This is a genomic window from Ruegeria sp. E1 (assembly GCF_056534225.1).
The window spans coordinates 1-23,984 of sequence record NZ_JBQFPE010000023.1 but is presented as its reverse complement, the minus strand read 5'-3'; the positions used below and the strand labels follow the sequence as shown (position 1 = coordinate 23,984).

Sequence of the window (23,984 nt, the reverse complement as noted above, 5' to 3'; positions counted from 1 at the left end):
GGATAGTTGCGGCCTCAATTAATTCGCGCCTGCAGCGAACGCCCGCAATGCGGGCTGCGAATGCAGCACTTCAGCATTTGTCTGAGTGACCGCTTTGGGCCGCCCGCGAGAGCGGCCTGTTAACGTTAGATCTCTACCGCTTCGGCGATGGCCAAGGCATCCTCGAGTTCGACGCCGAGATACCGGACTGTACTGTCCATCTTAGTATGGCCAAGCAGAAGCTGAACAGCGCGTAGGTTTCCGGTCTTCTTGTAGATCTGAGTGACCTTGGTTCTCCTCATTGAATGGGTTCCGTAGGCGCTTGCTTCGAGGCCGATCGACGTGACCCAATCGCGGACAATCCGCGCATATTGGCGTGTCGAGATGTGCAGGCGTTCATGAAATCGGCCGGGCCAAAGGTATTCCGAACCGACCATCAGCTCATCTTCCATCCACTTCTCAACAGAGGCACGTGTGCCTTCGGAAATCTCAAAGCGCACGGGTTTCTGCGTCTTGCTTTGAAGGACCGAAGCCCGTTCTTTGATCTGACCCGATGACATGACATCGGCGACCTTCATCTTCACCAGATCACAGCCGCGGAGCTTACTGTCGATTGCCATATTGAAGAGCGCAAGATCGCGATGGTTTTCGGCAAGCTCGAGGCGAACTCGGATTGTCCAGACATGTTTTGGTTTCAGCGGTCGCTTCTGGCCGACGATGCGACCTTTGTTCCAAGCGGGGCGAAGAGCACGAATGGCAGGTAAATTTGGGGTTTCCATGGCTGATCCTCCGATCCGCCATGCCCTCCCACAACGACAACCCGACGTTGACACGATACAATATCACAGGATGCTGTGTGCCGCTCGAATGACAGTGAAACGCAGAAAGCAGACATTGATGCTGGTAGCGACGGCCCAAAGCCGACATCCGACTCGGTCCTCCAAGGCGCCGCCGCACCAATCACAAGCAAATTCAGTGTTCCACTCAATCTTACAGCATGCGGATAATCCCGCTGTTTGGCTACTTTCTCGCCAAATCGCGTGCAGCCCCCTTAATCCGAGACCGGAGGGCCTTCTTGGAGCCCACCTAAAAGACTGACCAATTTGTCGCTTGCGAGAGCATTGAAGCAGCGCGTGTTCCGGCATGCGAATTGCAATAGCTATTCAGCCCTGGTGACCACAAAGCGATAGACGCAACTTTTGGTGCGACTACAAGCAAACCACCACCAACGCCACTCTTGCCTGGCAGACCTACCCGATACGCAAAATCACCTGAACCATCGTAGTGCCCGCAAGTCATCATCAGCGCGTTCACTACGGCGGGCATGATGTTGCGAGATAACTCGAGGCGCCTCGTCCAACCCAGCGAGAACACGGCCTGCCATAGCCAACTGTTTGGTTGTCATTTCGATGGCGCATTGATGAAAATAAACCCCAAGTGAGAGTTCCGGTGAATTGAGCAGGTTTCCGTGGGATTTGAGGTAATGCGCAAGCGCAAAGTTTCTGGACCCCGTCTCCTGTTCGGACGCTGCTACCTTGTGATTAATGTGAATTTCGTCTGATCCGGCCATTTGCCGAACGAGTCCGATTATTTCGGCTAGCGCTATTTTTGGTTCTCGACCCGACAATAGAGCATCAGTGGTGACGATTGCGCCAGCGTTAATGAATGGGTTTCGTGGCCGACCTTTTTCTCTTTCCAGAAGTACAACGGAGTCAAAGCTGGCGCCGGACGGCTCTCTGCCGACCCTATTCCAAAGCTGATCCCCCACGCGTCCAAGCGCGGCCACAAGTGTAAAGACCTTTGATACACTTTGAATTGAAAACGGCGTGTCAGCTGAACCAGCGCTGAACATACTGCCATCGTTCAAACACACGCTTATCGCGAATTGCCTTGGGTCAACTTCGGCAAGTTCGGGAATGTATCGGGCGGTTTGCCCCCACTCGTCTTGCCTGAAAATCTCTGCGGCAATTTCATGCAACATTCTGTTCATTTAGATCTCCACGCTACAGCTACACCGCATGCCAAAATTCACCTGCGATTTGGAACACTGAGCCTGTTCTCTGTAGTAAGAGAAGAACCTCGCCAACGATTGGCGAGGTTCCAGTTTGTTTAGAATTTCTGTCTTGGAGGCAAACACCAATTCGTCACGCGCCTAGACAAAAATCAGTCTTTCACTTTCCCGGTCCATGCCGTGCGATCAAGGTCAAGATCAGGAAAATCATCCGGATTCAGAACCGGGCGTTCCACACCTGCTGCAAGCTGCTTTCGGAAGTCTTGCAGAATGCGGAGGCATGTCGGGAGCAGCATCATGATCACAACGAGGTTGACTAGTGCTAGCAGACCCATCGCCGGATCAGAGAAAGCGAACACTGATGTTGCACCCGGCGCAGTGGCCCCAAGGAATACGATACCCATAATGGCAACGCGCAGAACGTTGATCGCCATCGGGTGTTTTGTGATCACGGTCAGTGCGTTTTCGCCCAGATAGTAGTTGTAGATGATTGAACTGAACGCAAACAGCAGGATGATGAAGGTCAGGAAATACTGGGTCCACTCGCCCAGGTGGCTCACCAGAGACTGCTGTGTCAGAACCACTCCATCGATGTCAGCGCCGGGCTGATAAACGTCGCTGAGCAGGATGACCAAAGCGGTACAAGTGCAGATAATGATCGTGTCGATGAAGACCGAAAACGACTGGGTGATGCCCTGACTGATCGGGTGACGCACGTCAGCCGTTGCGGCCACGTTTGGCGCTGAACCCAGACCGGCTTCGTTCGAAAACAGACCGCGACGCAAACCGTTGGCAATGGCAGCACCCATGCCGCCGCCGACTGCTTCTTCCCAGCCAAAGGCGTTGGCAATTATGGAGACGAACACACCCGATACGTCCGCAACGTTGATCAGGATGATCACAAAAGCCATCAGAAGATAGGCGACTGCCATGACCGGAATAACCACATCCGCCACCTTTGCGATCCGATGAATACCACCGAAGACAACAAAGCCAGCGATCACCGTAAGCACTGCACCGGTGACAAAACGGCTAAGTCCAAGGCTTTCTTCTGCCGCACCGGCAACCGTGTTTCCCTGGAATGCATTGAAACCGATGGCAAAGGACGCAATCAGGCAGATCGCGTAAACAATGGCCAGCCAACGGTACTGCTCACCCAGACCATGGATGATAGAGCGTGCAGGCCCACCGCGGAAATCTCCATTTTCCTGACGGCGCTTGTACAGCTGCGCCAGCGAGCATTCGACCAAGCTGGTAGCCATGCCGACAATCGCGATTGCCCACATCCAGAACACCGCGCCCGGACCACCAAGTGTAATGGCAACCGCAACCCCCGCTATGTTGCCACCACCAACGCGTCCGCCGACTGACACCAGCAACGCCTGCCGTGCCGAGATGGCATTTGGATCGGCGCTTTGGTTGTTTGAAGACAGCACACGGAACATGCGCTTGAAGAACTTAAACTGAACGAACCCAGTTAGTAGAGTGATGAAGACGCCAAAGATGACAAGAATTGGTACGAGTGACCAACCCCATGTCAGGTCATTGATAGCGCCAAACAGGCTGTCGAATATTCCCATGATCCAGAGTTTCCCTGTTAGTGATGACGATGCGTCGTGGACAATGGGATGATCGCCCCACCGCATCAGGTCTGGTAGCACCGGGCTTGCGTTCGACTCAATTTGGTGAGGTGTTGCAACCAGTTGCAAAAAGGTCTTGCATGAGCGCCAGATAGCGCCACATTATTGTCCGGTGTTAGCCGAAATATCTGGTGTTTTGGAATTCGGCGATCCGAACAAGAAGGGGTAGTTCAGGTATGGCCGAGGATTTCCAACGGAACTTGAGGTTGCTGACCAACCATTTCAAGTCGGTGGCCGAGGTTTGTCGTCAGCTGGAAATAAACCGATCACAATTCAACAAATACCTCAACGGTGCCTCACGGCCTTCGCAACATGCCCTCGCGAAAATCTGCGACTTCTTTGGTGTAGAAGAAGGCGAAATATTACTGCCACACGATGATTTTGCAGAGCTGGTCCGGTTGCGTCGCGACGCCAATGTGGGTCCACTGGCCTATTCTGCTTATCTGGAACAGCTGGCCAAGCGCTCTCGTAACGACCTGTCCCGGTATGATGGTTTCTATCACGAGTATTCCTATGCCATGACTTATCCGGGAATGATCTTGCGGACTCTGGTGCGACTGTCGACAGAAGGCGGTGTCACGCGTTACTCGCGCATCGAAAACATGGCGATCAAGGGCCGGGACAAGGCCCGTATGCATGGTCGCTATAACGGGCTGGCATTCTACCTAAACGACCGCATCTTTCAGGTCGATTTCGATGCCATCACGGGCGAAGAAATAAGTCAGACAATTCTATATCCCAATTTCAAGAACCGTCACAATCGGCTTCCCGGTCTGAAACTCGGCGTTTCGACCAGCAGTTCCAGAGAACCGCTTTGCGCGCGCGTACTCTATTGTTTTCTCGGAAAAGAAACCAACATTAAGGACGCTCTTAAGGCTTGTGCCGTCTTTGAACCCGATGATCCGGAAATTGACAAATCAATCGAACTGATGGTGCGAAACACAATGAACACCGACGACTCCCACTTTCGAGTAATGAGTGATTTGTAGGGTCAGTAAAATCGATGTTGCGGAAAAAACTGGATTCGGTGCAGCTCAATATCTCGAGGTTTCATACCCAAGCCATAGAACAAAATTTGCTGCCCAAGATTCTCCGGGATGCCCTAGTGACCCGTCGTCCGCTGCGACACGATTGCCGAAAGAATTTTTTTCGAGCAAATAATGCGACATTTCCCCAATCGTCCCGCAGAATTAGAACTTTTGACCGTTATTCGGTTTTCACCGAAAAACCAAAACAGACCCGCCTGACGACGGGTCTGTGTTTCGGCTGAACGATGTATTGGGAGGAACATCGATTGGCCGTAGCGGTCTCGCCGGAGGTTCAACTAAAATGCTCTTTGAAGCGATCAATGCAGCGGCGGAAACCGTCTTCGAAGTTTCCGTTTCCGGGGTGGTAGACGCTTTCGAATGATATCACCCCATCATAGGCGTCGGCTTTCAGAGCATCCGCCATCGGCTGAAACTGATCGGCCAGTTGGCCTTCGCCCATTTGTTTGACCGATAATGTCGCGCGGGGCGTATCGACTTGAACGTCCTTGATGTGGATGTGCCCGAGATAGCCATCTTTCACTTCGTCATACCCAGCAGGAAACGCTTGTTCGTGACACCAGCAATTGTTGGCCGGGTCCCAAAGTACCTTCAACGTGTCCTTGGCATCCAGATCATCGATCAGCTTACGGGCGGTGTAATTCGAATTCACCATGGTCCCGTTGCCCGTTTCGACGACCAAAGTCACCCCGCCGTCCTTGGCAACGTCAATCGCCGGTGCAATCAGGGGCAGCATCGCGTCCCATGCGCCTTTGGCGACGTTCCATTTTTCTGCACCTCCGGTCCCCCACAGAATCTGCTCTTTCTTTGGAGTCATAATGCGCACCAATGGGCTGCTGACCACATGTGCCATGTCGATCACGCGCTTCAAAGCATCCATATGCTTGCTGTGCAGGTCATCCCCTGGTTTGTTCGCCCCGGTCATTCCCGCGAAGATGTGGCGCGACAGACAGGATACGGGCTTGCCCCGATCCCGAAGCAGCGTGTCAATTTCCCTGATCTCATCAGCAGAGTGATCGCCAACCTCCGTATCGCCGACAAATTGCAGTTCGGCATATTCGAGGTCAAACTCATCCATCACATCGACCGCGTGTTTCAGGTCGCGACTGATGCCATCACAGATAACGCCAAGTTTCATGTTCTTGTCCTTTCTCAGCGATGCAACTCAGCGCCGACGATTTCTTCGATCACGCGGGTGCAGGCCCAGTTGTCGCCATCGGGGAATTTTGTTTTGCCAGCATGGAAAATCTGCATGGCAGATGAAGCAGTATGCATTGGAACGCCCAGCTCTTCGGCCAGATCCAGTGAGATTGTCAGGTCCTTGTGCATGGTGCCGATGCCCGAACCGGTGTTTTCGAATTTACGGTCGATGATGTTCTCCAGCGCCGTGTTGGTGCATCCGCATCCCGCGCCAGAGGTCGAAAAGACCTTGTACAGGTTTTCGCCCTTCACGCCCGCCTTGGCGGCAAGAACCGACGCCTCAAATGTTGCCGAAAAGATTGAACCGATCAGAGTCTGCAGACATGCTTTTACGGTCTGACCTTGGCCGGGCCCGTCCCCTACGCGGTGAATAGTGGCCGAGACCGCCTCCATCACTGGTTGGAATTCGTCCAGTACGGCATCAGGGGCTGCGGCCATCATGGTTAGTGTACCGCCCTGCGCACCCGGAAAGCCGCCAGAGACAGGGCTGTCGATCAGGTGGATGCCCGAACCGACCATGGCCTCGCCAATCTCGCGGGCCTCACGCGGTTTGATCGTGGCGGTCAGAATGACCGCGCCGCCCTGCGCCATGTGACGGACCAGACCGTTTTCACCAAGAATGACAGCCTTGGCCTGATCGCCGTTCATGACCATGACATAGACTGCATCCGCGTTGGCCCCTACATCTGCAACACTTGCTGCAGGCGTTCCGCCCATTTCAGCCAGCGCCTTCAGGCGCGCTTCACTCAGATCAAACCCGGTGGTTTCGAACCCGTTTTTGATCAGGTTCTTCGCCAGCCCGCTGCCCATATCCCCTAATCCAATGACACCTGCACGTTGCATAATTGTCTTCCTAATGTGTCGTCCGGCCCGGCCGGAGTTGAGGTTTGGCGCCCCATCTTCCGAGGCGTCGATGTGTGCGGGGATTTCAGGCTTTGGCTGACCAAGGCCGGGCAGGTCCGGAAGACACCCCGCTGCCCAATTCCGTGTGGCTACGGACCCATGACCGCGTCCGGTATCCAAAGGACCAGTTGCGGGAAGATCGCGATCAAAATCAGCACCACCACATTTGCCAGCAGGAACGGCGCGGCACCGACGAAAATCTTTCCGATCGGCATACGGCAGATTGCAGCGCAGACATTCAGGCAATTTCCTACTGGCGGTGTGCATGCACCAACCGCGAGTCCCGAGACCATCACCACACCAAAATGCACACCAGACACGCCCAGCTTTTCAGCGACCGGCAACAAAACCGGTGTCAGTAATAGAATGGCGGGACTAACGTCGATGAACGTACCCGCCATCAGGATCAAAATGGCTGTCAGAACCATGAAGGCGACCGGGCCAAGTCCGAGGCCCGAAACGAAATCGGCCAGTTGATTGGGTACACGTTCCAGCGCCAGTACAGTGATGAACACCTGACTGAACGCGATGATCATCATGATCTTGGCGGACATGATGATCGCGTGGCGCATGGCCCCCGGTAGATCTTTCAGAACACCAAATCCGACAATGAACAATCCGATGATCAGGCCATATACCACTGCTGCCCCGGCAGTCTCGGTTGGTGTAACAAAACCAAAGACGACGGAACCTACGATCAAGATCGGCATCAGTGCTACGGCGGCAGAACGTCTGGCCTGCCGCCCGGCTTCAGCCAATGTGAACGGTACGTCTTCGGTCGGGTAATCGTTCCGCTTGGCCAGCAACCACACGACGATCAGCTGAAGTAAACCAACCATGATGCCGGGAATGATCCCGCCCAGAAACAGGCGACCGATGCTTTCTTCCGCGGCGACGGCGTAGATAATCATGGGAACAGACGGCGGGATGATCATGCCCATAGTGGACGAGGCAACCGTGATCCCCGCTGCGAAACTCTTGGGGTATCCGCGTTTTTCCATCTCAGGGATCAGCACTGACCCGATTGAAGCGGTATCCGAGGCGGAGGAACCCGAGATGCCGCCAAAGATCATCGAGCCCACGACGTTGACCAATCCCAGCCCACCTTTCAACCGCCCGACGAAGAACATGGACAGGTCCAGCAGACGCCGCGTGATGCCTCCGGAATTCATCACCAAGCCCATCAGAATGAAGAAGGGTAGTGAGACCAGCGGATAATTATTGATGCCAGAAAAGAAGCGCTGCACGACGAACCCTGTCGCGGCGGGTGCCTCGATCAGGAAATACGCCAGTGATGCCAACCCCAGAGAATACGCAATCGGTACTCCGCAAACTAACAGTATTCCAAGCGTGGCGAAAAGGATCAACATGTCAGTCCTCCGGCATCCAGAGAACGTCAATCGAGTCCCGGCCACCCAAGGTCAGAACCACGCGAACGAAACAGTAGAAAACTGCAATCGAGCAGGAGATCGGAACAATGACGAACACATAAGCCTGAGGCATCCCGAAGGGTTGCCACATGTTTTTCCCCGGCCCCGCAATCCAATCGATGGACAGCCAGACCAAAGCCGCGTTCATCACTCCCACAAGGACAAGCCCCGCCACATAGAAGGCCATTTTGACGTAGTAGGGCATCATGTCGATGAAGAACGTGATCGCGATATGCTCACGCTTCGTAATCGCGACAGCACCGCCCAAGGCCGAGGTGCAAAGAAACGCGATCTTGACCTGTTCGTCGACCCCGTAGATCGCCATGTCAAAGGGGCGCATCAGGACTTTGGTGACGACAATCACCAAAAACACCCCAAACAGCACGACCATCAACGCTTCGATAACGCGCGTCAGTACACGGTCAATTGCAGAGAGCGTATCCATAAACCGGTTCCGTTAAGAAGGGAATCCGGGCGCAGGGTAAGAGCGCCCGGAATTGCCATTTCAGATCAGCCGCAAGACGCCGCTGCAGCACGGGCAGCGTCGATATCATCCATCGTGAAATGACCTGCGTTGATCATCTGTTGATAGACCGGCGCAACGGCTTCCTGGAAACCCGCCAGGGCTTCGGGCGTCAGTTCGTTGATCTCCATGTGCTTACCGAGTTCGCCGACGATGTTCGTTTCAGCATCGCGATACAGCTTGTCCGACATCGCCATCGCTTCGACCGCAACCTCGTCAAAGGTGGCCTGAAGGTCTTCGGGCAAACCGTCATACCACGCCTTGTTGACGATCAAAGGATCGGGGCCTGTCATATGGTTCGACAGCGTCAGATACTTTTGCACTTCGTGAATATTGAAGTCCCAGATATTTTGCGGCGGGTTATGCTGCCCGTCAATCACGCCCTGTTTGAATGCCTGATATGCCTCTGAAAACGGCATGGCGACCGGAACCGACCCGATGGCTGTGCCCGTGGCGATCATCAGATCAGATTGAGGTTCGCGAATGCGCAGACCTTGCAGATCAGCAACCGATGTTATTGGCTGAACGTTGTTGGTATAGGCCCGGAATCCTTGGCTGATACCGGTGGCAGGGATGTGATATCCGTTCGCCTCAGCACGGGCCTGAACGCCCTTGGTGAAGTCCGAACCGACCAGACATTCCATCTCATCCCAATTCGCGACGAGGAACGGCAACTGGTACAGGTTGAATGCCCCGGACGCGTCGGCAAAGAAACCGCCACGCGTGCCTTGCAGCAAACCGGCCGTCACCTGATCCATCATTTCACGCTCATTACCAAGCGCGGCACCAAAGAAATTCTCGACTTCGATGCGACCGTCCGTACGTTTTTCAAGTTCGGTCTTGAACCAGTCCATGGACTGCGAACGGATTGAGGTTTCTGGTTGCTCGTTGCCATATTTAAAGGTGAAGTCCGCCGCCAGTGTTGTACTGGCAGTCATTATTAGGCCGGTAACCCCGGCCAGTAATTTAGCTGTGTAGGTCATGCTATCCTCCCTGAACGGGACTCGATCCCGTTGCATGACGTTGGGATAAGCCCCCTCACAATTCGGTGGCAAGAAAAATTGCATCAAATGACGGCAATGATGGTTTTTGATGTTCTACAAAGATCGTTTGAGGATGCTTTTGATCGGAAATGATGTTAGTAGGGGTCTATGAGCGATGAAGCTGTAATAATCCCAAAGAAGGCACGCGTCTCCGAGATTGCGAGGATTGCGGGGGTCGGCACCGCTACGGTTGACCGGGTTTTGAACAACAGATCTAACGTAAAGCCTGAGACCCGCCAGCGTGTTTTGCAGGCCAAGCACGCGATCGAATCCGGCGCTCAATTAGACCAGCCTGCGCGACCCTGGCGGCTGAAGATATTTCTGCCAGAGGAAGCCGGACCATCGACAGAATTTCTGGGCGATTGTTTTCAGAATGTTTTCACCAATGGCCGCGCCACCGTTGAGTGTGTGTTTTCCACGAAACTGGAACCATCTGTGTTGGCTCGAAAACTGAGAGCCTGCGCCGGGCAGGGAATTGATGCAGTTGGCTTTCAGGCTTTGGATGATCCGCGGGTGCGCGACGCTGTCGAAGAGCTGCACGGTTTGAATATTCCATGCATACCTGTCGTTTCCGATCTGATCAGCCCCGTTCTGGGCCAATTTGTCGGGACGGACAATATGGCCGCAGGACGAACAGCGGCCTATTTTATGGGTCGGATGCTGCGGCAATCCGGAACCGTCGGCGTGATTTCCGGCGAGCAACTGTATCGCAACCATTCGGATCGAGAGATGGGGTTTCGGTCAGCCTTGCGAAGGGATTTCAGCCACCTCCGCGTTGTGGGTACCTATATCGGCCACGATGATGTACGGGAAAATCGCGTGGTGGTGGGCCAGATGCTGGACGAGCATCCTGGGCTGCTGGGCATTTATAACGTCGGCGGTGGCAACGAAGGCATTGTTGCGGCTCTGGCTGATCGCGATTTGACGGGAGAAATCATGCTGATCGGCCACAACCTTACGCCGAAGACGAGAAACTACCTGCTGGACGGATCAATGGATCTTGTCATTCATCAGAATATGCAACGGATCGCTGAACAAGCCGTTCAGACCCTGATCGCGACACTGGAAAACCGGCCCCATCAGGCTGAGGTCGTTCCAGTTGAAGTTATCACTCGTGAAAACATCAACGGCGCCACCTTCGGCTGATGTTCACAGGTTTTCAGATGTGCAGAGATCAAACGGAATAACTCCAACCTGTTCCAGAACTGGTTTTCCGGTAAGACACCGAGACATCATCTGTGTCACGCGATCTGCAACCTGATCCAGCGGGTTGTTAATCAACAGATCGATGCTGCCATCGGCAAGCGCAGCTTCGGTAACCGGTGTCCGTTCATGGCAGATGTAGACAACTTCCCGCGATTGCCCTGCCTCACGCAGCGCTTTCAATGCTCCGGTCACCCCGCCTCCGCAATGATAGATGCCGGAGAGGTCTTTGTTGGCCCGCAGCAATTCTGCTGTCGCTTCATATGCAACTGCGGCGTCATCCAGATACACCACAGAGTCTCGAAGAGGTTTCTGCGGAGCAAATTCGCGCATGTAGCTTCTGAACCCGGTCTCAAGCGCTTCGTGCCCAAGATACCTGTGTGACCCGATCAAGATGCCAACCACGCCTTCGGTTCGATCAAGACGCGCCATCGCCCAACCTGCTGTCCGCCCTGCTTTTCGACTGTCGATCCCGACATAGGCAGTAACTTGAGGCGAAGACAGCGGTGAGAGCAATGCAATGACAGGGACATCGGCGCTGGCGATCGCACGATTGATCTCCGGATGATCAATCGCAACCAAGCCTATGGCGTCTACCTTGCCGCGCATTTCGTCAATCGCAGTTGCAAGCTCGGACGGCGAAAGGCTTTCAACGTATTGGATTACAACTTTTGCCCGGATACTGCGCAACTGCTCTGCCTGTCGCTGCAATTCAAACGCTAACTCGCGATAAAACCACTTGCTTTCCTTTTGAAGAATAAAGCCCAGCCGTTTTGCTGGAGCCATCTCCTCAACCCGGCGCCGCAACAATCCTGCCGAGCGATACCCCAACGCTTCTGCCGCTGAAAGAACCCGCGCAGATGTCGCCGCAGTAACCGGCGCGCGCGCATTCAGAACGCGGTCTACTGTTGCGACGCCTACCCCCGCCTTTTCTGCGACGTCTTTGAGTGTGACACGGGCCATAGCGCGCTCCATGATGAAACTTATCATCTATTTTACAGTATATTCTGAGAGAAATGATAGAAAATATCACGACAGGTTTGACGATTCAGGCGCTCCTCGGTTCTGCTCGGCAGCAGCAATGTAGAAAAGGAACCTGATGTGCCGAAGGACAATACCCTACCTTGGCGGGATTATTCGCTGACGGGCCGGGACAGCGGTCCAAGCTTTGCACCTAAACAGTGGTACTCCACTCCTGTCCCCCGGAAACGGATGAAGGAACTGATGAAGCGCCGCGACGCTCCGGCCCTGGTCGACTATGGGATCTGGCTAGGATTGGTGTTGGCAACAGGTGCTCTGGTCGTTCTGACCTGGGGTACATGGTGGGCGGTGCCGTTTGTCATTCTTTACGGCGTGTTTTACGGATCCTGTGCCGACAGCCGTTGGCACGAGTGCTGCCATGGGACTGTTTTCAAAACGCCTTGGCTGAACACCGCAGCCTATCAGCTGGCCTCATTCATGTCGCTGAAAAACCCCTATCTTTGGCGGTGGAGCCATACACGCCATCACACGGATACAGTGATCGTCGGAAAAGACCCCGAGATTGCGTTTCCGCGGCCTCCGCATCCACTCAACATTCTGTGGAACATGATGCACCTGCAATCTGGCTGGAACGAGTTGAAAAAGATGTTTTGGCTGGCGGCTGGTCGTTTGACCAAAGATCAGAAAACATTCCTCATCGAAGCCGACCGTTCTAAGGCGTTCTTGGCGTCGCGTGTTCACCTCGCAATCCTCGCAATAACATTTGCTTTGGCAATGGTGCTGCAATCATGGCTGCCCATTGTGCTGATCGGCGGACCGACGTTTTATGGTTCGTGGCTGCATCACTTGCTGGCATCACTGCAGCATGCCGGGCTGGCAGAGGACGTCCCGGATCACCGATTGAACTCGCGAACCGTCTACATGAATCGAATATTCCGTTTCGTGTATTCGAACATGAACTACCATGTGGAACATCACATGTATCCCATGGTGCCATTCTACAATCTCCCGGCCTTGCACGAAGAAATCAAAGGCGATTGCCCACCAGCATACATGGGAACACTGACCGCATTTCGCGAAATGCTCCCGGCCATTCTAATCCAGCGGCGCGATCCGTTCTACTTTGTCGACCGCAAGCCGTTGCTGCCCAAGGACGCTAACCCCAGCCCAGATTACACTCGACCAACAGCCATAGCGGCCGAGTGACCCACTCCCCGGAATACAGGAAAGCCCATGACGAACTGGACCCGCGCCTGCGCTTGCGATGACATCGAAACCGAAGATCTAATCCGTTACGACAATGGCGATCGTACCTTTGCCATCTACCGATGCCCCGAGGACGAATTTTACTGCACCGACGGCCTGTGCACCCATGAAGAAGTGCATCTGGAAGACGGTCTGGTGATCGATCATCTGATCGAATGCCCCATGCACAACGGCCAATTCGACTATCGCACCGGCGAGGCAAAGCGCTCACCGGTCTGTGTGAACCTGAAAACCTACCCCGTTAAGGTCGAAGGCGGAGATGTTTTTATCGATATCGGGTGATGCCATGAAACGGATCTACGACTGGGACGCGAAGTTCTCACTAAGAAACTACACCGCGTCCGACCTGCGTGCGCTAAAGGGTATCCGCAAGCTGGTTCAGACAACGGCGAATACAACCGAAGAGGCAGCAGCCGCGAAAGATGCCGGAATTGACTTGATCATGGGCAATGCCCACAACACGTCAACCGTGCGTCAAGGCGCGCCTGAATTGTTCTTCACCGCTGCACTCGGTCTCCCGGACTTTGCAACCGAAAGTGACGTGCTGACCGCCGCGTTTGCGGCCATGAAGGATGGTGCCGACAGCATCTACACGGCAAGAGGGCCGCAAATTGTTGAACTTTTGGCGCGCGAAGATATTCCCGTTATGTGTCATCTCGGCCTGGTTCCTCGCAAATCCACCTGGCGGGGCGGCCTGCGTGCCGTTGGTAAAACTGCGGACGAGGCTATCGCGCTTTGGAATGCGTTCCGCACAATGGAAGATGCCGGAGCCTTTTCGGTAGAGGCTGAAGTTATCTGTGACCGAGTAATGGCTGAGATTTCCGCCCGCACATCTCTGATAACGTCCTCACTCGGATCGGGCCCCAGTGCGGACATTATCTACCTTTTTCAAAATGACGTATGCGGGGAGCAACCCGAAAGCCCGCGCCATGCGCGTGCCTTTGGCGATCTCGATTCACTGTATGAACAGATAAATCACCACCGCCGAGTCGCACTTTCGGCGTTCAGAGAATCTGTTGAAGAGGAGCAATTTCCAAGCCCAAGCGAATGCGCAACAATCTCAGACGCGGAGTTTGAAAGTTTTATTACACGACTAAAATAGTCTATTTGGCTAAGGAAAGTTGCACCCAGAACCACATTTTGAGAACCGGAATTATCACCCAACGATGACCGATGTACGTTGCTCCCCATTCGCGACGGGTAGCAAAGAATTTTGTAATCGCAGTGCAAGTACCTTTCCCGCCCGACCAGCAGGGCGTTGTCGTCGCAACCCGCCAGCAGCTGTCGTTCGAGCAACCGCAGCGAATTCGGACTTTGTCCGCGGACTCCCAGTTCGTCGCGTTTCTGATTTTGCGCTTGCAGCGAAGGTCGGCTCTGACGGGCCGCGTCGCAGCGACGGTGACCAAGGTCGAACGGCAGGAATGGGCCGCGGAATACAGGGAAGGGACTTATGCCGAGCCTGCTCCGATGTCTGCAAAAGCTCGACCTGTCCATTCGACATAGCGCAGCGAAGGTCGGCTTTGTCATAGGTTAGCGATAAATGCGGCTCGAATCGCGGCCTTCATCGCGTCCTGAGGCCCTTGTTCCTTCGGCTTGCTGGATGCCATCACCAGCTTGGAGGCAGGCGTGTTTTCGAGGTCAAATGCATCGTTCACCACCGATAGACCACCGTGCAGCGAGGAGCGACCGAGCAGACCCACTGCGATCCCGGATTCTACTGCTGCAATCACACCAGAGACGCTTTGGCTGGAGTAGACAACGCGATATGGCTTTCCACGGACTTGCAATGAATTGACCGCCGCGTCGCGCCACCAGCACGCATGATCGAACAAGGCCACTGGAAGGCACTCTTCGGCCCGAAAGTGCCGGTGCGCCGACGAAACCCAACATGTCGGGTCTTCAAAAACAACCTCTTCGTGACTGGTCGGGCTTTCGACCTCATAGACCGCAAGGTCCAGCGCCCCCTTATCGAGGGCTTCTGGAAAACTTGTGCTCAAGGCGCACGTGACATCCAGTTCGACTCTCGGATGTTGACGGGCAAAGGTCGCAATGATCGCCGCAAGTCTGGCGCGCCCATGATCGTCGGGTATGCCCAAACGCAGTTTGCCGCTTACTGTGTTCTGTGAAATCTCTCGTAGCGCCGCGTCGAGACGTGCCGTAACCTCCTGCGCGACTGGATATAGTTTTCGTCCCGTGACGCTCAGGACCACCCCGCGACCATGCCTGTCAAAGACCGGCTGACCCAGGATGGTTTCGAGGCGCTTGATCTGAAGACTTGTCGCAGATTGCGACCGGTGGATGCGGGCAGCACCGTCCGTGACGCTTCCGGCATCAGCCACAGCGACGAAGGTTCATAGAAGATCGCTATCCAGACTTTCCATTTGTTTTTCCAATATCGGAAATTGAAACTATGCGTTTCACAGATGCCTTTTGCCGCACTATTTTTCAAGGTCAGAGGAGTATCCCATGTCAGATCAGACAGCCGCCTACCAACCATCTAACAGGAAACCCCTGGTGTGGGGCGTGTCTTTGCTGCTGCTGGCAGGCGTCTGTCTTGCCTGGCCGGAACACGCCGCAAACGCAGCAAAGTTTGTACTATGGGGCCTGATTGCCGTGGCCCCCATCGTCATTCCGGGCATCGTGCTTGCAGCCTGGATCATCGCAAGCGGCGCGGATACCCACATCGCGGGCGCGTTCGAGGGCCGGACGCTGAGAACGGTTTTGGCGGCCTCGCTCATTGGAGCCATCACGCCCGTATGCGGTGTGACCGTGCTGCCTTTGATGGCCGGACTACTAGCTGCGGGCGTACCGCTCGCGCCGATCATGGCCTTCTGGCTGTCCTCTCCGATAACGGACCCTGCAATGCTCGCAACAACAGCGGCAACCCTTGGTCTGAGCTTTGCGATTGGCAAGACGCTTGCCGCCTTCGGATTGGGTCTCTTCGGCGGCGCGGTCACCGGCCTGTTCGCCAAGATGACCTGGGCCGAGAATGCGCTTCGGGACAATGGCGTGGCGCGCCAGCTAAATGTTGCACGATGCGGTGAAGATCAGCCCTTTGAACCTTGGGTCTGGCGGTCTGAGGCGCGTCGTCGAGCTTTCAGAAAACAGGTTTGGGCAACCACGCGGCTTATCCTGATTTGTCTAATCCCGGCATTTGCCGCGGAGTATGCCTTGAACGCGGCCCTTACACCGGGCGCACTGGCCACATATGTTGGCGAAGACAAATGGTGGGCCATACCCGCCGCTGTCTTCGTCGGTGCCCCGGCCTATATCGACGGTTACGCTGCGCTCCCACTGACACGAGGGTTGATCGACAACGGCATGTCCGCAGGGGCAGCGATGGCGTTCCTTGTTTCGGGCGGCGCGGTAAGCATCTGGGGTGCTATGGCCATCGCGCCGGTGCTCAAATTGCAACCGTTCATGCTCTATCTGCTGCTTGCAGTTCTGGGGTCGCTCGGGGCGGGATATGTCTTTGGGTGGATCGTCTGAGATTCAGCGTCAACGGGATGCAGACGTTCAGCGAACGACAACAAAGTCCGCTAATAGCAGCCGTTCGGTTGCGCTGCCTTGAATGTCCGCTTTGGGAGTTTTGAAGGCCGATCTGAAAACACAGAAAGTACAACGAGGAGGGCCCGAAGACTTCTCCTAAGGCGTCCGAAGGAATTTCCAAACATTGAGAGCCGAGGCGGCCTAGCTGCAAAAGAGAACGGATCGCACGTGCCGAGTGGTCAGGCATCCGCAATTATCAAATCGCTCGCCTTTTCGCCGATCATGATCGCAGGCGCGTTGGTGTTTCCGCTGATGATTTCGGGCATGATTGAGCAATCAGCGACCCGCAGATTTTCTATTCCGTTGACTTTCAGTTGAGGGTCTACGACCGCATCGGCCGACGCTCCCATCGCGCAGGTGCCCGTCGGATGGTAAATCGAAACCGAATTCGACCGCGCCCAGTCCAGTGTGCCTTCGTAATCATCGCAGGATAGCTGCGCGTCAGGCCGGAACTCTTCCGAGATTTTCGACGCCAACGGGTTATGCCGTGCGATCTTTCTGGCGATATTCACTCCTTCTACGATCGTCCGGCAGTCGGTTTCCGTTGACAGGTAATTCGGAACGATTTTGACATATTCAGACGGATCGGGCCCATTCAAGAGCAGTTCGCCCCTGCTTTCCGGGCGCAGTTGGCACACCGACATGGTAAAAGCAGAAAACGGATGCACTCCTTCGCCGGGGCTGTCCGCCGACCATGGCTGGACGTGGAACTGGATATCTGGCGTTTGTACTTCAGGGCGGGTTTTCAGAAAACCTGTGGCAAGGCTAGCAGCCATGGTCATCGGGCCTGCCCGGAACAACGCATATTTTAGCGCAATCCGGGCTTGATTGAGCAGGCTGCGCACCTCGTCATTCAGAGTGGGTTCGTTGCATTTGAAAACCAGACGCGCCTGCAGGTGATCCTGCAACCCCTTACCTACGCGAGGCAGGGCGTGGATCGGCTCAATCCCGTTGTCTTTCAGATGATCGGGATCACCGATGCCTGACAGCATCAAAACCTGCGGTGAGTTGATTGCCCCTCCGGACAGTATGATTTCCCTGCGCACCGTAAGAGTCCGTGTCGCGCCAGAGCGGTCACGATATTCCAGTCCGGTTGCTTTTTTGCCGTTAAACGTGATGCGCGAGACCAGAGCGTGTGTGATGATGTTCAGATTGTCCCGGTCGCGGATCGGTTTGAGAAAGGCCGCCGCAGCGCTGCACCTGCGACCGTTGCGCGTCGTCAGTTGAAAATAACCGACGCCTTCCTGTACCGCACCGTTGTAGTCTGGGTTGAACGGATAGCCCGCGGATTGCGCAGCGGCGACCCAGGCGTCACAGATCGGACGTTGTATACGCATATTCGATACTGACAGCGGGCCGCCTGTGCCGTGAAAGGCATCCTCGCCGCGTTCCTGATCTTCGCTTCGCTTGAATAGAGGCAGCACATCTTCCCATCCCCAGCCGACATTGCCCATCTGGCGCCAGCGATCGTAGTCCTCTTTTTGTCCGCGTACATAAAGAAGACCGTTTAGCGAGGATGACCCACCCAGTACTTTGCCGCGCGGCCAGTCGATGGAACGACCGTTCAACCCCGGGTCGGGTTCGGTGCGGTAGCACCAGTCGACCGACGGGTTGTGCATGGTTTTGAAATACCCGACAGGGATGTGAATCCACGGGTTCGTATCTGGCCCGCCCGCTTCAAGCAAGGCGACTTTGGTGTTGGGATCAGCGCTTAGGCGGTTGGCAATGACACAGCCAGAAGACCCCGCCCCAACAACCGCAAAATCCACTTCCATGACCGTCTCCTCCCAAAGCCGTCAAAAAACTCTATGCAAATTGCCAGAACTATACTAGCATTTTTTGATACAAAACGTCTCAATAATTGCGATACGGGAGGATAGCAATGGAGATCGGACGGAAACTGAGTGGCATTTCACGGCGGGATTTCTTCCGCGTGGCTGGGCGATATGGCATGAGCTCGACCCTGCTGGCAGCAGGTGGGTTCGGCGGCGCGATGAGCCTCGCCAATCTGGCGCAAGCCGCTGAATCAAATTATGAAAAGAGGTTCTCAAAAGAGCCCAAACACACACTAAAATTTGGCGCGGCAGGCTTCAATACCCGCAACCTATTGATTGAACGGGCCGGCGCCATCGAGTTCGCGCGCGACCTCGAAGAGCGTACAGACGGTGAGATTCGCATCGAGTTCATCGGCGACAACCAGATCTGCGGTCAGCTGAGCTGCGTCGAGAAGACTCAGCAGGGAATCGTCGACATCTATGCCGCTTCAACCCAGAACTCGGCAGGCGGTGCGCCGTATCTGAACGTATTGGACTATGCCTATATGTTCCCCAGCCGCGCAGCGCAGTATCATTTCTTTTACAGCCCCGCCAGTCAGCGTATCTTGCGAGACCCCCTTGAGAAGCGCCATGGGCTGAAGTTCTTGTTCACCCATTGTGAACTGCGTGGCCTTCAGATGGGCTCTAACTTTGCAGACAAGCCAACTGTTACAAAGCTGGAAGAGTTGTTCGGCACCAAGAACCGCGTGACCGGCACACAGCTTGGTCGGATCGCAATGCAGCTGCTGAATTTGAACCCAGTGCCTGTCGCGTGGGAAGAGACGTTGGATGCGTTGAAAACTGGCCTGATCGACGGGGCCGAGACTTGGGCCTCTGCTGTGGCTTATGCCAACATGGCCCCAGTTGTGTCGCAGTCGGTGAACCTTAAGTTCTTCTGTGGTACCGAACACACCTCGATGTCAGCAAAGGTGTTCGACAGCCTGAGCGGAGAGCTTCAGGACGCCGTAATGGAGTCCTCGTACTTCACACAAGCGCTCATTCAAGGTGCGAACGAGGCTGCGTTGCTGAACACCGTGGGCTTTTCGGACCCACAACTGCCGAACACGATCTTTGCCGAAAACGGTGTACGGGCCGCGTTCCTGGCTGATGATCAGATCAAACTGGCCGAAGAAATGTGTGCGCCGAACTACAACCCTGAACCCTGGGCGCAATGGCGTGAGCGTCTGAACAACTGGGCAGGTGGCATCGATACCTATCAGGAAATCTACGACATCGCGCGCGAGATTCCGGCGGACATGCTGCCTGAGAATGTCGAGCCCCGCCGTTGGTGGATGGGCACTGCCTGATTAAACTGAACGAACCGGCCCTTTCGCGGGCCGGTTCCACCAAACACCGACTGGGAGGACGGGGTTCATGTCGCTGTGGGCAGATATTGAGGCGATTTTTAGCGCCTTACTCAGCCGGGATTCGTTCGAGATTCAATCAGCATTGCGGTCTGAAGCCGCTTGGGTGGTCGGAACAGTGGTCGCGGCGCTTGGCGGTTTACTTATCATGCTGATCTATAGGAAAGTGCCGTTTATCGAGCGCCAGCTTGAACGCTCGGTCATGGTATATTCCTATCTGGCCATCGCTCTGATAATCTTTTGGGGCGTTATTGACCGGTTTGTGTTCAACGATCAGGAACCGTGGTCGACGACCATTCCGCCGCTATTGTTCATGGTGATGGCTTGGTTTGGTGCGTCCTACAATGTTCGCCTGCGTACGCATCTGAGCTTTACTGAATTTCGCACCGGGATGCCGCGCGGCGCGCAGCTCGCCTGTCTGATATTGGACGCTGTGCTTTGGTTCATCTTCGCGGTTATTGTCATCGTTACGACGGCACGTCTTGTGGCGCTTTCGGCTTCGAATTTTCAGATCGTGCTTGGTACCGACAACATCATGCAATGGTGGTTCCTACTGGCCGCCCCGCTGTCGTTCTTCCTAATGGTCGGGCGGGTTTTTCAGAATCTGGCAGATGATTTTGACAACTGGAAAACAGGTAAGCCTCTGCTTCAGCAGGCGGTGATAGGATCGGACTGATGGCGGACGGAACCTGGGTAACTTTGATCTCGATAGGGGTCACTTTTCTATTCATGTTGGGCGTGCCGGTTCTGCTGGTCATCAGCTATTGGGTGATCGGCTGTTCTTTTGTCCTTGGCCTGACGCTGGACAATATGGGAGCGGAACTCCTGAACGTGTTCAACAAAGGCTTCGCCCTGTTGGCGATGCCGCTGTTCATTCTGACCGGCGATCTAATCAACAAATCCGGAATTGCGCGCCGGCTAAGCGACTTTGCCTATGCCTGTCTGGGCTGGATCCGTGGCGGACTTGCCATGGCCTCGCTAGGGGCTTGCGGGTTGTTCGCAGCGATTTCGGGGTCGAACTCTGCCACAACGGCGACAATCGGATCGATGCTGCACCCGGAAATGGTAAAGGGCGGCTATGACGAACGCTTCAGTGCTGCAACCGCCGCGGCGGGTGGAACGGTTGGGATCATCATCCCACCCTCGATCATTTTCATCGTTTACGGGTTCTTGATGAACCTGCCGATTTCTGAGCTTTTCGTGGCCGGTATTCTGCCGGGCGCGCTGATGGTTATCGGCATGCAGCTGGCCTGCTGGATTATCTGCCGGATGAATGGCTGGGGCCATCTGATCCCGTTGCAACTGAACCGCATCCTGAAAACCGCCTTTGGCGCATGGCTTGGGTTCTTTGCAATCGGGCTGGTATTGTGGGGTATTTACACTGGCAAGTTTTCACCCACGGAAGCCGCCGGTGTGACCGTCGGATTCTGCGTGATTGCCGGGCTGGTCAGTTATCCGATCAATCGCATCATGGGCGCGCGCAACAACATCCCGCCGACTGAGAAAACCTATGCCGAGATGTTTGTGGTCGAAGGGTTCACCATCCCCGAGATCCCCTCAATCGTTATCCGCTCGGCGCAGATCACCGGCATCCTTGCACCGCTGATCGCCGTATCGGTCGTGATGCAGCAAATCCTGTCATTGCTTGGGGCGCAGCAGACGATCGGAGATTTCGTTACCTCAATGGGTGGATACTACGCCGTGCTGTTTACCTCGATGGTGATCGTGTTCTTCTCCGGCATGGTGTTGGAAAGCCTTCCCGTCACGATCATCCTTGCCCCGATCCTGGCGCCAATTGCCGCGTCGGTTGGGGTTGATCCGATCCATTTCTCGGTGATCTTTCTGGTCGGTGCATCCATTGGGTTCATTACCCCGCCATATGGACTGAATCTGTACGTGGCGTCTGGTGTCACCGGCGTGCCTTATTTCCGGTTGTTGCGCTATACGGTGCCGTATCTGGTGGCTTTGCTGTCAGTTTGGATACTGGTGTCGCTGGTGCCTGATCTGGCCTTGATCCTGCTGCCAAACAACTAGAATGTAACGGGATGGCCCATACCTATGCACCAGATACCGAAACTCAGATTCCGACAAACCTGCGCCTATTGGTGATCCTTGAGGAAATCGCCCGGCGCGGGGTCGCGGTGAAACCATCGGATCTAATCGAAACACTTGGCTTGGCGAAACCGACAGTCCACCGCCTGTTGCAAACTGCCGAAGCCGAAGGGTTTCTACAACGCGATTTGGATGGGCGGTCTTTCGGACCGGGGCCCCGCCTGCGTCAGCTTTCCGTGAATACAGTGTCGTCCGAGCATCTGCGCACCGCGCGACTTGCGATATTGCGCAGCGTGGCAGATGAGATCGGCGAAACCTGCAATCTGGCAATCCCTGACCGTGAAGGGATGATTTATCTGGACCGGGTCGAGACAAAGTGGCCATTGCGCATTCAGTTGCCGATTGGGACGCAAGTGCCGTTTCACTGCACCGCCAGCGGTAAGATGTACCTGTCAACGCTTAGGCAACATGTGCTGGACGGGTATTTGGCCGCTGGCAGGCTGGACGCTCAGACTGCGAATACTCTGACCGAGCCAAAGGCATTGTGGGACGAAATGGAACGGATTTCTGCCTGCGGTTATTCGACCGATGACGAAGAATTCATGTCCGGAATGACCGCCGTTGCCGTTCCAATTCAGGACGAGACGGGCAGGTTGGTCGCCACTTTGTCGGTTCATGCTCCGACACAGCGACACGAACTGCAAGGGTTGCTCGAATTCCTTCCTGTCCTGAATGGCGGTGCCGAAAAGTTGTCGAAGCTTCTATATACCTGATTGGCTCTTTGCCGCGCCTTAGCAAGTGTTCTGCCTGCACCTGCATTGTTCGCGCCCCTGTCCCCAAAGCAGACCTCGAGATTTCACGATTGCAGCGAATGGCCACAAAGCGGGCTGCGATTGCAGAAATTTAGGCGGGTGGCGAATGTCTCTTTTGGGCCGCCCGTGTAGGCGACCCAGCGATCTTAGATTTCAATGGCTTCAGCAATGGCCAAGGCATCCTCAAGTTCGACACCAAGATATCTGACCGTGCTGTCCATCTTTGTGTGTCCCAGCAGAAGCTGAACGGCGCGAAGGTTGCCGGTCTTCTTGTAGATCTGGGTAACTTTCGTGCGCCGCATCGAATGTGTGCCGTATGCACTTGCTTCCAGTCCGATCGATGTGACCCAGTCCCGAACGATCAGCGCATACTGACGTGTCGAAATGTGAAGGCGCTCATGAAAGCGGCCTGGCCAAAGATACTCTGATCCGACCATCAGCTCGTCTTCCATCCATTTCTCGACAGAAGCGCGGGTGCCTTCCGAAATCTCGAACCGGACTGGCTTCCGCGTCTTGCTCTGCAGCACTGAGGCGCGTTCCTTGATCTGGCCAGACGCCATCACATCCACGACTTTCATCTTCACAAGGTCACAGCCGCGAAGCTTGCTGTCAATTGCCATATTGAACAAAGCTAGATCACGATGGTTCTCTGCCAACTCAAGCCGCACCCGGATTGCCCAGACATGCTTTGGTTTCAGCGGACGTTTCTGACCTACGATGCGACCCTTGTTCCAGGCTGGGCGAAGTGCGCGAACGGCGGGTAAGTTTGGTGTCTCCATGACTGATCCTCCGATCCGCCATGCCCTCCCAAAGCGACAACCAGACGTTGACCCAGACACTATACCTCAATATGCCGCGCCGCCTCCGATGTCGGGAACGAGCCCAATCTTACCAATGCTGCACTGGATCCAAATGACAGTCTTGGTGCATAAGCGAACCTTCGTCAGAAGGTGTTTCTCGCGAGTTCTTGTTAGGATCGGGAGGCAAGGATTGGTGCCTCCCGTGAGTTGACTTCTACTTTGACATCCCGCCTTCGGTCGAGATTTGTTCTTCAACATGACCTTGGTTGGTGACGTCCGAACCCCGTGGAGGATAGTCCTTGAACGTAGAAAGGTGGTTTTGAACGATTTTGGCCGCCGGCCCAAATGCCCACATCTTGTTGCCCATC

General features: G+C 55.0%; 21 protein-coding genes and 1 pseudogene. 10 read left to right on the top strand and 12 right to left on the bottom strand.

Annotated elements, in window-relative coordinates:
* Positions 1–125: 125 nt before the first annotated feature.
* From ACR0FG_RS20155 to ACR0FG_RS20145, 3 genes and pseudogenes are all read right to left on the bottom strand, one after another.
* Complete coding sequence (locus ACR0FG_RS20155) at positions 126–758, bottom strand: tyrosine-type recombinase/integrase (RefSeq protein WP_480895094.1); 633 nt, start codon at positions 756–758, stop codon at positions 126–128.
* A 307-nt stretch (positions 759–1,065) separates the two neighbouring features.
* A pseudogene (locus ACR0FG_RS20150) lies at positions 1,066–1,969 on the bottom strand (glutaminase).
* A gap of 173 nt (positions 1,970–2,142) precedes the next feature.
* Positions 2,143–3,570 (bottom strand): alanine/glycine:cation symporter family protein, encoded by a 1,428-nt coding sequence (locus tag ACR0FG_RS20145; protein ID WP_480895092.1) that lies wholly within the window; start codon positions 3,568–3,570, stop codon positions 2,143–2,145.
* A gap of 236 nt (positions 3,571–3,806) precedes the next feature.
* On the opposite strand from ACR0FG_RS20145, the gene ACR0FG_RS20140 reads away from it, so the two are divergent.
* Entirely contained in the window at positions 3,807–4,619 is an 813-nt protein-coding gene (locus ACR0FG_RS20140) for a helix-turn-helix domain-containing protein (protein ID WP_480785552.1), read from the top strand.
* A gap of 331 nt (positions 4,620–4,950) precedes the next feature.
* On the opposite strand, the gene ACR0FG_RS20135 is transcribed toward ACR0FG_RS20140, so the two are convergent.
* The 5 genes from ACR0FG_RS20135 to ACR0FG_RS20115 form a co-directional block, all read right to left on the bottom strand.
* A complete protein-coding gene (locus tag ACR0FG_RS20135; RefSeq protein ID WP_480895090.1) occupies positions 4,951–5,814 on the bottom strand; it encodes a sugar phosphate isomerase/epimerase family protein in 864 nt (287 codons plus the stop codon).
* 14 nt (positions 5,815–5,828) lie between these two features.
* On the bottom strand, positions 5,829–6,719 hold the full coding sequence (locus tag ACR0FG_RS20130) for an NAD(P)-dependent oxidoreductase (RefSeq protein WP_480895088.1): 891 nt from the start codon (positions 6,717–6,719) through the stop codon (positions 5,829–5,831).
* A 149-nt stretch (positions 6,720–6,868) separates the two neighbouring features.
* On the bottom strand, positions 6,869–8,149 hold the full coding sequence (locus ACR0FG_RS20125; RefSeq protein WP_480895087.1) for a TRAP transporter large permease: 1,281 nt from the start codon (positions 8,147–8,149) through the stop codon (positions 6,869–6,871).
* A gap of 1 nt (position 8,150) precedes the next feature.
* A complete protein-coding gene (locus ACR0FG_RS20120; protein ID WP_480895086.1) occupies positions 8,151–8,654 on the bottom strand; it encodes a TRAP transporter small permease in 504 nt (167 codons plus the stop codon).
* A gap of 65 nt (positions 8,655–8,719) precedes the next feature.
* Entirely contained in the window at positions 8,720–9,715 is a 996-nt protein-coding gene (locus ACR0FG_RS20115; RefSeq protein ID WP_480895083.1) for a TRAP transporter substrate-binding protein, read from the bottom strand.
* A 168-nt stretch (positions 9,716–9,883) separates the two neighbouring features.
* Here ACR0FG_RS20115 and ACR0FG_RS20110 point away from each other — a divergent pair, with 168 nt between their 5' ends.
* Positions 9,884–10,921, top strand: a complete 1,038-nt coding sequence (locus tag ACR0FG_RS20110) for a LacI family DNA-binding transcriptional regulator (RefSeq protein WP_170671902.1) — start codon at positions 9,884–9,886, stop codon at positions 10,919–10,921.
* Positions 10,922–10,924: 3 nt separating this feature from the next.
* Here the strand turns inward: ACR0FG_RS20110 and ACR0FG_RS20105 are convergent, their stop codons facing one another.
* Entirely contained in the window at positions 10,925–11,941 is a 1,017-nt protein-coding gene (locus ACR0FG_RS20105) for a LacI family DNA-binding transcriptional regulator (RefSeq protein ID WP_170671904.1), read from the bottom strand.
* A gap of 261 nt (positions 11,942–12,202) precedes the next feature.
* Between ACR0FG_RS20105 and ACR0FG_RS20100 the strand changes: the two genes are divergently transcribed.
* The 3 genes from ACR0FG_RS20100 to ACR0FG_RS20090 are packed head-to-tail and all read left to right on the top strand — an operon-like array spanning position 12,203 to position 14,327.
* The gene (locus tag ACR0FG_RS20100; RefSeq protein WP_480895080.1) at positions 12,203–13,165 is read left to right on the top strand and encodes a fatty acid desaturase; all 963 of its coding nucleotides are present in this window, start codon (positions 12,203–12,205) and stop codon (positions 13,163–13,165) included.
* 27 nt (positions 13,166–13,192) lie between these two features.
* On the top strand, positions 13,193–13,507 hold the full coding sequence (locus ACR0FG_RS20095; protein WP_480895079.1) for a MocE family 2Fe-2S type ferredoxin: 315 nt from the start codon (positions 13,193–13,195) through the stop codon (positions 13,505–13,507).
* A 4-nt stretch (positions 13,508–13,511) separates the two neighbouring features.
* Positions 13,512–14,327, top strand: coding sequence for a 3-methyl-2-oxobutanoate hydroxymethyltransferase (locus tag ACR0FG_RS20090; RefSeq protein WP_480895077.1), 816 nt, complete (start codon positions 13,512–13,514; stop codon positions 14,325–14,327).
* A gap of 421 nt (positions 14,328–14,748) precedes the next feature.
* Here ACR0FG_RS20090 and ACR0FG_RS20085 read toward each other — a convergent pair whose 3' ends face one another.
* On the bottom strand, positions 14,749–15,564 hold the full coding sequence (locus ACR0FG_RS20085; protein WP_480895075.1) for a LysR family transcriptional regulator: 816 nt from the start codon (positions 15,562–15,564) through the stop codon (positions 14,749–14,751).
* Between the two features lie 127 nt (positions 15,565–15,691).
* Between ACR0FG_RS20085 and ACR0FG_RS20080 the strand changes: the two genes are divergently transcribed.
* Positions 15,692–16,714: a permease gene (locus ACR0FG_RS20080; protein WP_480895073.1), complete on the top strand. Its 1,023-nt coding sequence runs from the start codon at positions 15,692–15,694 to the stop codon at positions 16,712–16,714.
* A 239-nt stretch (positions 16,715–16,953) separates the two neighbouring features.
* On the opposite strand, the gene ACR0FG_RS20075 is transcribed toward ACR0FG_RS20080, so the two are convergent.
* Positions 16,954–18,549: a GMC family oxidoreductase gene (locus ACR0FG_RS20075; RefSeq protein ID WP_480895071.1), complete on the bottom strand. Its 1,596-nt coding sequence runs from the start codon at positions 18,547–18,549 to the stop codon at positions 16,954–16,956.
* A gap of 107 nt (positions 18,550–18,656) precedes the next feature.
* On the opposite strand from ACR0FG_RS20075, the gene ACR0FG_RS20070 reads away from it, so the two are divergent.
* The 4 genes from ACR0FG_RS20070 to ACR0FG_RS20055 all read left to right on the top strand — a co-directional run bounded on the left by ACR0FG_RS20070 (position 18,657) and on the right by ACR0FG_RS20055 (position 22,777).
* Complete coding sequence (locus tag ACR0FG_RS20070) at positions 18,657–19,895, top strand: TRAP transporter substrate-binding protein (RefSeq protein WP_170770083.1); 1,239 nt, start codon at positions 18,657–18,659, stop codon at positions 19,893–19,895.
* 67 nt (positions 19,896–19,962) lie between these two features.
* Positions 19,963–20,628, top strand: coding sequence for a TRAP transporter small permease (locus ACR0FG_RS20065; protein ID WP_480895069.1), 666 nt, complete (start codon positions 19,963–19,965; stop codon positions 20,626–20,628).
* Complete coding sequence (locus ACR0FG_RS20060; RefSeq protein WP_480895067.1) at positions 20,628–21,986, top strand: TRAP transporter large permease; 1,359 nt, start codon at positions 20,628–20,630, stop codon at positions 21,984–21,986. Before ACR0FG_RS20065 ends, ACR0FG_RS20060 begins: the two co-directional genes overlap by 1 nt.
* Before the next feature lie 11 nt (positions 21,987–21,997).
* Complete coding sequence (locus ACR0FG_RS20055) at positions 21,998–22,777, top strand: IclR family transcriptional regulator (RefSeq protein WP_480895065.1); 780 nt, start codon at positions 21,998–22,000, stop codon at positions 22,775–22,777.
* Positions 22,778–22,962: 185 nt separating this feature from the next.
* Here ACR0FG_RS20055 and ACR0FG_RS20050 read toward each other — a convergent pair whose 3' ends face one another.
* Positions 22,963–23,595, bottom strand: coding sequence for a tyrosine-type recombinase/integrase (locus tag ACR0FG_RS20050; RefSeq protein ID WP_480895063.1), 633 nt, complete (start codon positions 23,593–23,595; stop codon positions 22,963–22,965).
* Positions 23,596–23,984: the final 389 nt, after the last annotated feature.

Coding starts and splice junctions, on each gene's coding strand:
- ACR0FG_RS20155 (WP_480895094.1), bottom strand. CDS start 758: ATGGAAACCCCAAATTTACCTGCCATTCGTGCTCTTCGCCCCGCTTGG.
- ACR0FG_RS20145 (WP_480895092.1), bottom strand. CDS start 3,570: ATGGGAATATTCGACAGCCTGTTTGGCGCTATCAATGACCTGACATGG.
- ACR0FG_RS20140 (WP_480785552.1), top strand. CDS start 3,807: ATGGCCGAGGATTTCCAACGGAACTTGAGGTTGCTGACCAACCATTTC.
- ACR0FG_RS20135 (WP_480895090.1), bottom strand. CDS start 5,814: ATGAAACTTGGCGTTATCTGTGATGGCATCAGTCGCGACCTGAAACAC.
- ACR0FG_RS20130 (WP_480895088.1), bottom strand. CDS start 6,719: ATGCAACGTGCAGGTGTCATTGGATTAGGGGATATGGGCAGCGGGCTG.
- ACR0FG_RS20125 (WP_480895087.1), bottom strand. CDS start 8,149: ATGTTGATCCTTTTCGCCACGCTTGGAATACTGTTAGTTTGCGGAGTA.
- ACR0FG_RS20120 (WP_480895086.1), bottom strand. CDS start 8,654: ATGGATACGCTCTCTGCAATTGACCGTGTACTGACGCGCGTTATCGAA.
- ACR0FG_RS20115 (WP_480895083.1), bottom strand. CDS start 9,715: ATGACCTACACAGCTAAATTACTGGCCGGGGTTACCGGCCTAATAATG.
- ACR0FG_RS20110 (WP_170671902.1), top strand. CDS start 9,884: ATGAGCGATGAAGCTGTAATAATCCCAAAGAAGGCACGCGTCTCCGAG.
- ACR0FG_RS20105 (WP_170671904.1), bottom strand. CDS start 11,941: ATGGCCCGTGTCACACTCAAAGACGTCGCAGAAAAGGCGGGGGTAGGC.
- ACR0FG_RS20100 (WP_480895080.1), top strand. CDS start 12,203: ATGAAGCGCCGCGACGCTCCGGCCCTGGTCGACTATGGGATCTGGCTA.
- ACR0FG_RS20095 (WP_480895079.1), top strand. CDS start 13,193: ATGACGAACTGGACCCGCGCCTGCGCTTGCGATGACATCGAAACCGAA.
- ACR0FG_RS20090 (WP_480895077.1), top strand. CDS start 13,512: ATGAAACGGATCTACGACTGGGACGCGAAGTTCTCACTAAGAAACTAC.
- ACR0FG_RS20080 (WP_480895073.1), top strand. CDS start 15,692: ATGTCAGATCAGACAGCCGCCTACCAACCATCTAACAGGAAACCCCTG.
- ACR0FG_RS20075 (WP_480895071.1), bottom strand. CDS start 18,549: ATGGAAGTGGATTTTGCGGTTGTTGGGGCGGGGTCTTCTGGCTGTGTC.
- ACR0FG_RS20070 (WP_170770083.1), top strand. CDS start 18,657: ATGGAGATCGGACGGAAACTGAGTGGCATTTCACGGCGGGATTTCTTC.
- ACR0FG_RS20065 (WP_480895069.1), top strand. CDS start 19,963: ATGTCGCTGTGGGCAGATATTGAGGCGATTTTTAGCGCCTTACTCAGC.
- ACR0FG_RS20060 (WP_480895067.1), top strand. CDS start 20,628: ATGGCGGACGGAACCTGGGTAACTTTGATCTCGATAGGGGTCACTTTT.
- ACR0FG_RS20055 (WP_480895065.1), top strand. CDS start 21,998: ATGGCCCATACCTATGCACCAGATACCGAAACTCAGATTCCGACAAAC.
- ACR0FG_RS20050 (WP_480895063.1), bottom strand. CDS start 23,595: ATGGAGACACCAAACTTACCCGCCGTTCGCGCACTTCGCCCAGCCTGG.